Raw genomic sequence first — 11,052 nt, forward strand, 5'->3', positions numbered from 1 at the left:
CGGCTGATCCGCTCCGGTCGTACGGGCGGCGGGCGTCGTACCGATGGCGGGCGCCCCGCGTCTGCTCTGTCTGCTCTGGGTGAGGGCGGCGCCCGCGACCACCACCAGCGCACCGACCGGGGTGTTCCAGCTCAGCGGCTCGTGCAGCAGGGTGACACCGGCGGCCGTCGCGATGACCGGGATGAAGTAGGTGACCATTTGGCCCGTGGTCGGGCCCACTTCGGCGACGATGCCGTACTGGAGCAGGATCGCGAAGCCGGTGCCGAGCGCGCCCAGCACGATCACCGCCAGCAGTGGGCCCACCGGGAGCGACGTCGGCACGCTCGTGAAGAACGGGAGGACCACCGCCAGTTGGACGGTGGCCAGCAGCAACTGGCTCGCCGACAGCGCGAGATGTGAGCTGCTGTTGCCACCGAGCGTGCGGCGTACGTAGATCCAGCCGATCGGGTAGCACAGCGAGGCGAGCAGGGCCATCGCCGTACCGGTGACATCGAGCCCCGAGAAGCCCTGCCAGGCGCCGAGCACGGTCAGCACACCGAGGAAGCCGAGACCGAGTCCCGCCACCCGGCGGCGGGTCGGCCGGTCCTCGGAGAGGGCGACCAGCGACAGGACCATGCCCCAGAGCGGCGACGTGGCGTTGCAGATCCCCGCCAGCGTCGAGGGGATCGTGAGCTCCGAGTAGGCGAAGAGCGAGAACGGCAGCGCGTTGAGAAGAAGCGCGGCGACGGTCAGATGCGCCCAGGTACGCCCGCCGCGCGGCAGCCGCTCGCGTCGTACGGCCAGGGCCACGGCCAGCACCGCCGTGCCGAACAGCAGGCGGCCGAAGGTGACTTGAAAGGGGGCGAAGCCACGGGTGCCGACCTTGATGAGCAGAAAGCTGAAGCCCCAGATGAGCGAGAGCACGCCGAACCGGATACGCCAGTCGAGGGCCGGTCGGGTCGTTGCGGTGGGCGGGGCCGAGGGGGCGGCCGGCTTGCGGCGGGGCGGCAGGGCGATGCTCATGCCCGTAACGATGACGCCTGCCATCTCGTAGAACAAGTGAGAATTAATCCACCCGTTCCCTTAGCATTGCTTACATGTTGAATCTGGAGCGGCTGCGCACCCTGGACGCCCTTGCCCGGCACGGCTCGGTGAGCGGCGCGGCCGGCGGGCTGCATGTCACGACGTCGGCGGTCTCGCAGCAGATGGCCAAACTGGAGCGGGAGGTCGGCCAGCAACTGCTGGCCAAGAACGGGCGCGGGGTCCGGCTCACCGACGCGGGAAAGCTCCTCGCCGATCACGCGGCGCGGATCCTGTCGCAGGTCGAGGTGGCCCAGGCCGACATCGAGGCGCAGCGCGGCCAGGCGGTCGGCGAGGTCCGGATCGGCGCCTTCCCGACGGCGGCCCGGGGGCTGTTCCCCGCCGCGCTGGTGGCGCTGGCGCGCTCGCACCCCGAACTGCGCGTGCGGTCCACGGAGATCGAACCGGAGGCGGGCATCACCGGCGTGATCCGGGGGGATCTCGATCTCGCCGTCGTGCTCGACTGGAACAACAAGCGGCTGCCGGTGCCCGGCGGTCTCGCCACGGCGCGACTGCTGGACGACGCCGCCGATGTCGCCCTGCCCGCCGGCCATCCGCTGGCCGGCCGCGCCGAGGTCGACCTGGAGGAGTTCGCCGACGACAGCTGGGTGTCCTGGCCGGAGGGCGAGTTCTGCTACGAGTGGCTGATGTTCACGCTGCGCTCGAAGGGCATCGAGCCGCGGATCGCCCATCTCGCGGCGGAGCACCACACCCAGCTCGCGCTGATCGCCGCAGGACTCGGCGTCTGTGTCGCGCCGAGGCTGGGACGCGGCCCGGTGCCGGACGGCGTCGTCGTCGTACCCGTACGGCAGAAGATGTGGCGCCACATCTACGCGGTGTGGCGCACCGACGCCGACCGCCGCCCGTCGATCAGGGCGGCGGTCGCGGCGCTCACGGAGGCCGGGAGTGCGCCCGGCGTCACGCGAGAGTGATCGAGTCCCCCGCGACCTTGATCTGTTCGGCGGGCAGCGGCTTGGTCGCGGGACCGCCCTTGACGCTGCCGTCCGTCACGCTGAACTGGCTGCCGTGGCACGGGCAGTGGATGATCCCGTCGGAGACGTCCTTCACCTTGCAGCCCTGGTGGGTGCAGGTGGCGGAGAACGCCTTGAACTGGCCCGCCGTCGGCTGGGTGACCACCACGCCCTGATCGGCGAAGACCTTGCCGCCGCCCTCCGGGATGTCGGCCGTCTTCGCGAGCACGTCACCGCCACCCTCGGCCGGCGCCTTGGCGTCCGGCTTCTCGGCGGCGTCGGACGACCCGTCCGCGCTGTCCGAACCGCAAGCGGCGAGCGCCACGCCGAGTCCGGTCGCGCCGGCCGCCGCGACGACGGTCCTGCGTGCCACGCCTGCTGTTCCGCGCGTTGCCGTCATACCTGGGTCCCCTTTTTTCGCATACGGCCGCGTCTCGGCCGGTCGTCAGGGGGTACGGGCGCAGATGCTGCGATGTTCAAGCATCCGAAGATTTTTTACGAAGGAGCCACCGGCGGACCGGCAGGCTCCGCCCCCGCCACGGCATCCGAATGGTTGTTTCCGCTGGCCAGAGGCTTTCTTTACGCTCCGGATGGTAATCTCGTCCTATGGATTCGCAGGATCTCGCCAACCTGGCGCATCTGCGCAGGGCGCGGGATTTGATCGACCGGGAATATGCCCGTCCGCTGGATGTGCCGACGATGGCCCGGCACGCCCTTATGTCACCCGCCCATTTCTCCCGGCAATTCCGCGCGACCTACGGCGAGACGCCGTACCAATACCTCATGTCCCGCCGAATTGAGCGGGCGATGGCGCTGCTGCGCGCCGGAATGAGCGTGACCGACGCGTGCATGGCCGTCGGCTGTACGTCGCTCGGCTCGTTCAGCTCCCGCTTCACCGAGATCATGGGCGAGTCGCCGAGCGCGTACCGCAGCCGTGACCACCAGGCCGTGACGGCGATGCCGGCATGTGTGGCGATGGTGCGCACCCGGCCGGTCAGAAACGCGGCACCCCGGAATATGGCGGCTCGCAACGACGTGAGCAGGATTCGAGAAGCGGGTCCGAAAGCCGCCGACTAGCGTTGCCCGCATGAGTATCGCACTGCAGTACTGCCATATCACCGTCAACGATCCGGACGAAGCGCTGCCCTTCTACCGGGACGCACTCGGCCTTGAGCTGCGTAACGACGTCGCGTCGGGCGGATTCCGCTGGGTCACCCTCGGCTCCGCCACTCAGCCGGGCCTTGAGATCGTCCTGTCGGAGCCGCACGCCGGACGGTCCCAGGCCGACGGCGACACCCTTCAGGAACTGCTCACCAAGGGCGTCCTGCCGAACATCGTCTTCAGCGTCGACGACGTGGACGCGACCTTCGAGACGGTCCTGGCCTCCGGCGCCGAGGTCCTTCAGGAGCCCATCGACCAGTCCTACGGCCCGCGCGACTGCGCGTTCCGCGACCCGTCGGGCAACACGGTACGGATCTCGCAGGCGCCCAAGCCGTAGGCGCGGATGCGGCCGTCGCCGCTGCCGGTCAGTCGCCGAGCACCTTGCGCAGGCGCTCGGCGAACTCGGCGGGGTGCGTGGTCAGTCCGACGTGGCCGCCCGGAAAGTGCACCAGCTCCGTGCCGAAGCGCTCGGCCAGGAACGCGGCGGGGCGGTAGGGCAGTTCCCCGCGTGAGTCCTCGCCGCAGGCCGGCACGAACCGGTCCGACACGGCCGCGAAGCGCTCCATGTCCGGTGCGTAGGACATGAATTCCGGCACGATGCGCCCGACGAAGAACGGCATGTCGGCCATCGTCCGCTCGACCCGCGCCGCCGCCCGCGGTGGCAGTTTGATCTCGGGCTTCGGCCCGGTGGAGTCGTCTGCCTTCTTCAGTCCTGCCGCGAACACCGCCATGGCAGGCGCGAGTCCCTCCGTGCGGAACGCCGTCCGTACGGAGGTGACGAGCGCGCGATGTCCGGCGGCGTCCGGCAGGACCTCCACCAGCGGTGGTTCGTGCGCCACGAGCCGTTCGACGCGCTCGGGGTGGGAGATGAGCAGGTGTACCCCGGCGATCGCGCCCGAGCTGGCGCCGAAGACCCGGGCGGGCGCGCCCGGCGACAGCAGGTCCAGTATCCGCAAGGCGTCGTCGGCGTGCTCGGCCACGCTCTGTTCGGCCTCGGGGTCGTCGAGCGTGCTGCGCGACATGCCGCGCGGATCGTACGTCGCGACGGTGTACTCGGCGGCCAGGACGTCGGCGACGTCGTCGAAGGAGGCCGCCCCGCCCGTACCGCCCGGAATCAGCAGCAGGAGCGGGCCGTCGCCGCGCACTTCGTAGTGGAGCGTCGCGCCGTGCACGCGCAGGCTGCCGGTGGTCGGGCCGGTCATGAGGGAGCTCCTTCCGGGGCGGTCGGCCAGTGTTCGAGGAGGGTGTGCAGCGCGTCGAGGGCGCGGTCCCAGGACTGCTGCGGCGGACGCTCGTGCCCGAAGCCGCCGGCGGCCTCCAGCGCGACGAACCCGTGGAACGTGCTGCGCAACAGCCGTACCGCGTCGGTCAGATCGGGTTCGGGCAGCCCGTAGGCGCGCAGCATGCCGTAGGTCAGTTCCACCGCGCGCCGGGGTCCTGCCGCCTTGGCCACCAGCTCCGGGTCGATCTCGATCGGGGTCTGCGTCGCCATGTAGCGGCCGGGATGCGCGTGGGCGTACGCGCGCCAGGCGTTGGCGAAAGCGACCAGTGCGTCCTTGCCCGCGCATCCGGTGGTCGCCTCGGCGATCCGGATGGTCTTCTCGTCCGCGGCGAGCAGCGCGATCCGGCCGCGCAGATCCTCCAGTCCGCGGACGTGGCTGTACAGACTCGCGTCCTTCACGCCGAGCCGCCGCGCGACCTGCGACATGGTCACTTGATCGAGCCCGACCTCGTCCGCCAGCTCGGCGCCCGCGATCGTCACCCGCTCCACCGTCAGACCGGCCCGCACCATGTGTCCTCCTCGTCTTCCTAACACTCCTAGGTATAACCTAGAGGTCCTAGGAAGGGCAACGCCGATACTGAGGCCATGGAGTACTTCTGCCACCACCGCGACCGGCCGGGTTCCCTGGCCCTGCGCGACGAACTGCTGGAAGAGCACTGGTCGTACATGGACCGGTACGCGCAGGAGATGATCGCCCGCGGCCCGACGCTCGCCGACGACGGCGACACGCCCACCGGCAGCGTGCACGTCCTCGACCTGCCGGACCCGGCCGCCGCCCGTGCCTTCGCCTTCGACGAGCCCGGCTACCAGGCCGGCGTGTACCGGGACGTGCTGCTGCGCCGCTGGCGCAATCTGCTGGGCCGCACCATGTGGGGCTTCCCCGGCGGCCCGGCCGAGGGCAACCGGTATCTGGTGCTCGGCCTCGGTACGGGCCCCGCCGCCGACCTGGACGTACCGGATGACGGTGACGAACTGATCGCGTACGGGCCGCTGTTGTCCGACGACGGCGCCAACTGGCTGGGGACCGCGGCGCTGGTGCGCGCACCGGACCCGGCCACGGCGCGCGCCGTCCTCACGTCCGACCGGTACGCCGACATCGAGGTCCACCGCTGGCAGTTCGGCGGCCGGTCGTGACCAACGGGCGCTGAGTCAGCGGGTCCGGCGCTCCCGGTGGGCCCGCACCCGCATGCGTACGGCCGCGTCGACGGAGCGCGGAGCCGCCGACTCGCGTGCCTGGGCGAGGGTTTCGGCCGACAGCCGGTGAAGTACGGCCGCGGGTTCGGCGTCCGGCTCCAGCACGACGTCGACCGTGGCCCGCAGCCGGCGCGGTCCGTGGCGGAGGCGGATGTGCGCGCGGGCCACGCCCGGCAGTTGGGCGCTCCGCGTGGCCATGGCCTGGGCGAGTGCTCCGGTGCGCAGGCTGATGCCCCTGGGCGTCAGCGGGATCGGACGACGGCCACCGCCACGGAGCTGTCCTGCCAGCCACCAGAGGAGCAGCAGCAGGAGCACCGTGAGCCCGCTCAGCACGGCCGGTGTCCACCAGGTGTGTTCGCGCAGCCGCTCAAGGCCCGGCCGGTCCACGAGCGCCGTGTCCGCGCCGGGCACCGGCCACCAGGCGGGGAGCCGTGACCGTACGGCGGATCCGGCGGAGAGCAGGAACAGACCGGCGACGAGCAGGGCAACGCCCGCGCACGCCAAGGCGATCCGGTTCGTCACATTACGCACCTGGCGCATCGGGATCCGCTCCCTTCCCGGTCAGTTCCAGCATCGGTGTCGGCCCCGGCGTGGGCGTGGGCGGGGTTTGCGTGGACGGGGGTTGCGCGGGACGGTCGGGGGGCAGATCGGCATGTGCTTCCGCGCTCACGGCCACCCGCAGCCGCAGCGGGCGGTGCAGGCTCAGCCCGTCCAGCACCCGCGACGCGGCGGCGGTCACGGCCTGTTCGGCGCTCGCCCGGTCGCCGAACCCGAGCTGGGCCCGTACCCGGATCCGCCGTCTGCCGACCCGGGTCCGGCATTCGGTGACGCCGGGTACGTCGCCGACCGCGTCACGGACGAGTACGGCCACGGCCGGACGGTCGAGCACCGCGCGGAGGCCGGGTTCGACGGTGACCAGCGGGAGTTGGCGGCGGTGTCCCGGCGTGACGGCGAGTACCAGCAGCCACAGTCCGACCACCGCGATCAGCACAGCGAGCCCGGTCACCACCGCGTCGCCGGGACCGTGACCGGAGAGCCAGTCCAGCAGCCGCGTCCGCCACCCCATGGCGGCGCGGTTCGCCGCGTGCACGGCCACGACGTCGTACAGCAGCAGGGCGCAGGCCGCGGCGGCTGCCAGCAGGAGCAGCACCATGGGTGTGCGGCGCTGGGCCCAGGGCCGCCGGGCGGTCGGCACCGCGGTGCCGGTGTCCGTGCCGGTGTCGGCGTTGACGGATGCGCTGTCCTGATGGCCCCGAGGGCTCGGGAGGCCCTGCGCCCCGGGCTCGTCCGGTGTGCCGTCGAGCCCGCGGATGCGGATCCGGGTCCGGGTGACCGTGAGGCCGGTGAGTTCACCGGTCCGCTCGGCCACCCTCCGCTGGATCCGGTCGCCCGCATCGTCGAGGCCCACCGGATACGGCAGCGCGACGTCGAGCGCCACATGCGCCCGCCGGCCCTGCACGGAGACGGACCCGTGGGCGACCCGTACCGCGCCGGGCCGCAGTGCCTCCCCGGCGGCCCGCTCGGCGATCCGCCGGACCGCGCGGTCGGCCACCGTCGTCGTACCGCGCTCGCCGGGGGCCGCAGCGGCGCCGGCGGCGGTGCCTGCGCGGTCACCGGGCGTCGTCATCGGCGTCCCCTGCGACCGGAGTTCAGGAACTCGCGCAGATCGAAGTCGTCGCCGTCGAGGAGCCGGCCGACCACACAGCCGACCGCCCCCAGGGCGGCCACCACGAGGAACGCGCCGAAACCGCCGAACCAGCCCGCGAAGCCCAGCGCCATACCCACCATCAGACCCACTGTCGCTCTGCTCACCACTCACCTCACCGTCGTCATGTGCGGGGGACACGTGCGGTTGTCGAAAAGGGACACGTGCGGTTCTCGAAACAGCGGCCTGGTTAAGCGACCCGGGCCTCGGACGCCGAGTCCGCGTCGTCGTCCTCCGGCAGGTGTACGTCGTTGACCGCGATGTTGACCTCGACGACCTCAAGACCGGTGATCCGCTCGACGGCCGCGATCACGTTCTCCCGTACGTCACGCGCCACGTCCGTGATCGGCACGCCGTACTCCACCACCAGATCCAGATCGATGGCGGTCTGCCGCTCACCGACCTCCACCTTCACGCCGCGTCCCACGTTCGGGCGACCGCCCGGGACACGGTTGCGTACCGCTCCGAGCGTCCGGGAGAGGCCGCCGCCCATGTCGTGCACGCCGGGGATGTCCCGTGCGGCCGTACCCGCGATCTTGACCACCACGAGGTCGGCGATGGCCGTCTTGCCGCGCGTCGCCGCCGGTTCGGCGGGGCCGGTGCCGCCCCCGCTGAGCGTGGTGGTGTTCTGCGCGTTCTGGTTCTTCTCCGTGCTCCTCGCCGCAGGCACGGCGGGCGACAGGTCCGTGGTCATGGCATCTCCTCGGTCGGTCGGGCGGGGCGGCGGGGAACTCCTGCGTGCCCTCACCTACTTCGACACGCCTTCCACGGGGTTGTGACGCGCATTCCCCGGGTTGTTCGGACGACCGCTGTCGTACGCCGCCGCCGGATAGTGTGCGAAAGCCGCGTCACACGCCCGGCCGCCGGGTGTCCAACACGGTGAGGCGAGCGAAAGGAGCCGTGTTGTCCGGGGACCTGGGCACGACACGGGCGGCGGGTGACGGCCGTCCCTGGCATGACGACGGTCTGCTGGCCGTACGGGCGGGCGAGGGCGACGAAGAGGCGTTCGAGACGCTGGTGCGCCGCTACGGCCCGGTCCTGCTGACGCTGGCCACCCGGCTGCTCGGCAGTCGTACCGAAGCGGAGGACGCCGTGCAGGACTCACTCGTCAGCGCCTGGCGCAAGCTCCCCGAGTTCCGCGGGGACGCCGCGTTCGGCACCTGGGTGCACCGGATCGTGACCAACCGCTGTCTGAACGTACTGCGGGCCAGGCGGCCGGTCACCCCGCTCGACACCGTGCCCGAGCAGCCCGCTCCCGACCACCACGACTCCCCGGCCAGGAGCGCCGAGACACACGCGGCGGTGCAGGCCCTGTCGGTGGCCATGGCCGGTCTGTCACCCGAGCAGCGGGTCTGCTGGGTGCTGCGCGAGCTGGACGGCACGTCCTACGAGACCATCGCCGAGACGGTCGGGATCAGCCAACAGGCGGTCCGCGCGCGGGTGTTCCGCGCTCGGCGCTATCTGACGGAGGCGATGGGCGCATGGCGGTGAACGCGAACTCCGGTCCCCCCTACGAGAACGTCCGGCAGCCGGCGGACGACGACGAGCAACTGCCCTGCGGACGCCTGCTGTCGCAGGTGTGGGAGGGCTGGGAGGACGGCAGGCCCGACCCGCACGCCGACGGCTGCCCCTATTGCGCCGCCGCGCTGGACGACCTGGCCCAGCTCGGCCGGGCCGTACAAGAGGTGCGCGACACCGGATTCGACGAGGCGGACACGGCCTCACTCACCTCGCGCGTCATGGATGTCGTACGGCTGGAACTGCGACCGGGCCGCACCCTTCCGCTGGGCGGTCCGGGCGACGACACCTGGATCATCGAGGCCGCGGCGGCCAGGACCCTGCGGGCAGCGGCCGAACTGCTGCCCGGTGTACGGGTGGGCAGCTGCCGGATCAGCCCGCTGCCCGTGTCCGCCGACGAGTCGCCGGCCGCGCCGCGAGGGCCGCTGCGCGGGCCGGTACGGGTACGGCTGAGCGCGGTGGTCACGTTGGCCCGGCCGCTCCAGGAGACGGCCGACCGGATCAGGGAGCAGGTCACGGATGCGGCGGACAGCGCGCTCGGCATGAGCGTCGCCGCCGTGGACGTCACGATCACGGACATCGCGGACGACGCAGGGCAGGACGAAGGAGCGACGTGGGAAGGAGCGGGCCGGTGACCCAACAGGAGCGGGACAAGGGGCGGCCCGTCGAGGAGCGGCTGTCCGGTGTCGCGGCGCCGGCGGCGCTCGCGGTGCCCGGTGTGGCGTTCCTGCGCCCCGGCCTCGCCGGACTGCTGCGCGGCTCGGTGCCGTCGGTGCTGCGGCGCGACTCCGAAGGGCGGCCCGACGGCACCGGGGTACGGGTCGAGCGCCGGACCCCCGACGGCGCGGACGGCACACCGGGCGCGGACGGTGTGTGGACGATCAGCGTCCATGTCGTGCTGCGCCGCAACCGGCGCGCGGTCGACGTCGCGCGTGCGGTGCGTGTCGCGGTGGCCGAAGCGGTGGTGGGTTCGGGCCTCACGGACACGGTGGCCCCGGAAGTGGGCGTGACCGTCACCGGTTTCGTCTGACACCGCACCGCGTCGCACGCCTGCGACCTGCCCGTTCGCCACTTCCTCACGGCGATTCACAGAAATGTCGTGTTCGGACCAAGCCGCGGAGCGCAGCACACCGAATGTGAGGCAAGAAACCAACGCGGCCCCCGTGCACGGTTCGTGGGCCGCACGAAGGGGATGCCTCACGTGATAGCCCAGCGCACAGTCCGCCTCACCGCACTCATGGCCCTGCCTGCCGCACTCACACTCGCGGGGGCCGCGCCGTCGTTCGCCGCCGGTGGCACCACCACGAAGGCGCAGGACAACAACACGTACCAGATCGACCTGGACAGCCTGAACGACTCCGGTGCCACCGGTGTCGCGCTGCTCAGCCTGGACGGTACGAAGCTGACGGTGAAGATCGAGTCCTCGGGTCTGACCCCCGGCGCGCCGCACGCCCAGCACATCCACGGCGACACCAAGGGCACGGACTTCCACTGCCCCGACGCGAGCGCCGACAAGGACGGCGACGGCATCGTCTCCACCAGTGAGGGTGTGCCGATGTACGGCAACATCAACATCTCGCTGACCACCAAGGGCGCCACGGACATGGCCAGTGGTCTGGCCGTCGACCGGATGCCCGTCGCCGACAAGAACGGCGACCTCAAGTACTCGCGCACGATCAACGTGTCGCAGGACGTCGCCGACCACATCAAGGACCTGCACGTCGTGCAGCACGGCATCGACCCCAACAACAACAAGAAGTACGACTTCGGCGCCGGCAAGAGCGACCTCGACCCGAAGCTCCCGCAGGAGGCCACCGCACCCACCGACTGCGGCATGGTCAAGGGCGCGGCAGTGGGTTCCATGCCCGTGGGCGGGGTCGAGACGGGTTCCGGCACCACGCAGGGCATCGAGTCGCCCGGCCTGATCGCCGGTGGCGGACTGGCCGTTGTGGCGGCCGGCGCGCTGTTCGCCGCCCGGCGCAAGATGCGTCCCGCCGACACCCGCCAGGGCAGCTGAGCAGCGGACCGGACAGGAGGGACGGAGCGGAATGGACGCCACGTTCGCGCGTCGGCGCACGATTTTGCTGGTCACGATTCCGGTCCTGCTGATCGTGGGCGGGCTGCTGCTGGCGGTGGGACTCACCCGGCAGCAGCCCGCGCCG

General features: G+C 71.6%; 16 protein-coding genes. 8 read left to right on the top strand and 8 right to left on the bottom strand.

Annotated elements, in window-relative coordinates:
- Window positions 1-1,002: DMT family transporter (locus HY68_RS23215; RefSeq protein ID WP_107070210.1), on the bottom strand; the 1,002-nt coding region annotated here is incomplete at its 3' end.
- A gap of 74 nt (window positions 1,003-1,076) precedes the next feature.
- Here HY68_RS23215 and HY68_RS23220 point away from each other — a divergent pair.
- On the top strand, window positions 1,077-1,991 hold the full coding sequence (locus tag HY68_RS23220) for a LysR family transcriptional regulator (RefSeq protein ID WP_041991845.1): 915 nt from the start codon (window positions 1,077-1,079) through the stop codon (window positions 1,989-1,991).
- On the opposite strand, the gene HY68_RS23225 is transcribed toward HY68_RS23220, so the two are convergent.
- On the bottom strand, window positions 1,978-2,430 hold the full coding sequence (locus HY68_RS23225) for a Rieske (2Fe-2S) protein (RefSeq protein ID WP_041991846.1): 453 nt from the start codon (window positions 2,428-2,430) through the stop codon (window positions 1,978-1,980). The genes HY68_RS23220 and HY68_RS23225 overlap by 14 nt on opposite strands.
- A 206-nt stretch (window positions 2,431-2,636) precedes the next feature.
- Here HY68_RS23225 and HY68_RS23230 point away from each other — a divergent pair, with 206 nt between their 5' ends.
- Window positions 2,637-3,107, top strand: coding sequence for a helix-turn-helix transcriptional regulator (locus tag HY68_RS23230; protein WP_041991849.1), 471 nt, complete (start codon window positions 2,637-2,639; stop codon window positions 3,105-3,107).
- Window positions 3,108-3,117: 10 nt separating this feature from the next.
- Window positions 3,118-3,528, top strand: a complete 411-nt coding sequence (locus tag HY68_RS23235) for a VOC family protein (RefSeq protein ID WP_041991851.1) — start codon at window positions 3,118-3,120, stop codon at window positions 3,526-3,528.
- Between the two features lie 28 nt (window positions 3,529-3,556).
- On the opposite strand, the gene HY68_RS23240 is transcribed toward HY68_RS23235, so the two are convergent.
- The gene (locus HY68_RS23240) at window positions 3,557-4,393 is read right to left on the bottom strand and encodes an alpha/beta hydrolase (RefSeq protein ID WP_041991853.1); all 837 of its coding nucleotides are present in this window, start codon (window positions 4,391-4,393) and stop codon (window positions 3,557-3,559) included.
- The gene (locus HY68_RS23245) at window positions 4,390-4,983 is read right to left on the bottom strand and encodes a TetR/AcrR family transcriptional regulator (protein ID WP_041991854.1); all 594 of its coding nucleotides are present in this window, start codon (window positions 4,981-4,983) and stop codon (window positions 4,390-4,392) included. The genes HY68_RS23240 and HY68_RS23245 overlap by 4 nt, the downstream gene beginning before the upstream one ends.
- 75 nt (window positions 4,984-5,058) lie before the next feature.
- Here HY68_RS23245 and HY68_RS23250 point away from each other — a divergent pair, with 75 nt between their 5' ends.
- Window positions 5,059-5,607: a YciI family protein gene (locus tag HY68_RS23250; protein ID WP_041991856.1), complete on the top strand. Its 549-nt coding sequence runs from the start codon at window positions 5,059-5,061 to the stop codon at window positions 5,605-5,607.
- Between the two features lie 15 nt (window positions 5,608-5,622).
- On the opposite strand, the gene HY68_RS23255 is transcribed toward HY68_RS23250, so the two are convergent.
- The 4 genes from HY68_RS23255 to HY68_RS23270 all read right to left on the bottom strand — a co-directional run bounded on the left by HY68_RS23255 (window position 5,623) and on the right by HY68_RS23270 (window position 8,066).
- Window positions 5,623-6,207, bottom strand: a complete 585-nt coding sequence (locus HY68_RS23255) for a hypothetical protein (protein ID WP_041991858.1) — start codon at window positions 6,205-6,207, stop codon at window positions 5,623-5,625.
- Entirely contained in the window at window positions 6,191-7,294 is a 1,104-nt protein-coding gene (locus HY68_RS23260) for a DUF6286 domain-containing Asp23/Gls24 family envelope stress response protein (RefSeq protein ID WP_052457150.1), read from the bottom strand. The genes HY68_RS23255 and HY68_RS23260 overlap by 17 nt, the downstream gene beginning before the upstream one ends.
- A complete protein-coding gene (locus tag HY68_RS23265; protein ID WP_041996889.1) occupies window positions 7,291-7,479 on the bottom strand; it encodes a hypothetical protein in 189 nt (62 codons plus the stop codon). Before HY68_RS23265 ends, HY68_RS23260 begins: the two co-directional genes overlap by 4 nt.
- 83 nt (window positions 7,480-7,562) lie before the next feature.
- Complete coding sequence (locus tag HY68_RS23270; protein WP_041991860.1) at window positions 7,563-8,066, bottom strand: Asp23/Gls24 family envelope stress response protein; 504 nt, start codon at window positions 8,064-8,066, stop codon at window positions 7,563-7,565.
- Between the two features lie 209 nt (window positions 8,067-8,275).
- Here HY68_RS23270 and HY68_RS23275 point away from each other — a divergent pair, with 209 nt between their 5' ends.
- The 4 genes from HY68_RS23275 (at window position 8,276) to HY68_RS23290 (ending at window position 10,907) form a co-directional block, all read left to right on the top strand.
- On the top strand, window positions 8,276-8,863 hold the full coding sequence (locus tag HY68_RS23275; RefSeq protein WP_241778651.1) for an RNA polymerase sigma factor: 588 nt from the start codon (window positions 8,276-8,278) through the stop codon (window positions 8,861-8,863).
- Window positions 8,854-9,525, top strand: coding sequence for an Asp23/Gls24 family envelope stress response protein (locus tag HY68_RS23280; RefSeq protein WP_041991862.1), 672 nt, complete (start codon window positions 8,854-8,856; stop codon window positions 9,523-9,525). The genes HY68_RS23275 and HY68_RS23280 overlap by 10 nt, the downstream gene beginning before the upstream one ends.
- Complete coding sequence (locus HY68_RS23285; protein ID WP_041991864.1) at window positions 9,522-9,920, top strand: hypothetical protein; 399 nt, start codon at window positions 9,522-9,524, stop codon at window positions 9,918-9,920. The genes HY68_RS23280 and HY68_RS23285 overlap by 4 nt, the downstream gene beginning before the upstream one ends.
- Before the next feature lie 171 nt (window positions 9,921-10,091).
- Window positions 10,092-10,907, top strand: a complete 816-nt coding sequence (locus HY68_RS23290; RefSeq protein ID WP_041991866.1) for a hypothetical protein — start codon at window positions 10,092-10,094, stop codon at window positions 10,905-10,907.
- The last annotated feature ends 145 nt before the right edge of the window (window positions 10,908-11,052 follow it).

Source organism: Streptomyces sp. AcH 505, from assembly GCF_000818175.1.
GTDB lineage: Bacteria > Actinomycetota > Actinomycetes > Streptomycetales > Streptomycetaceae > Streptomyces.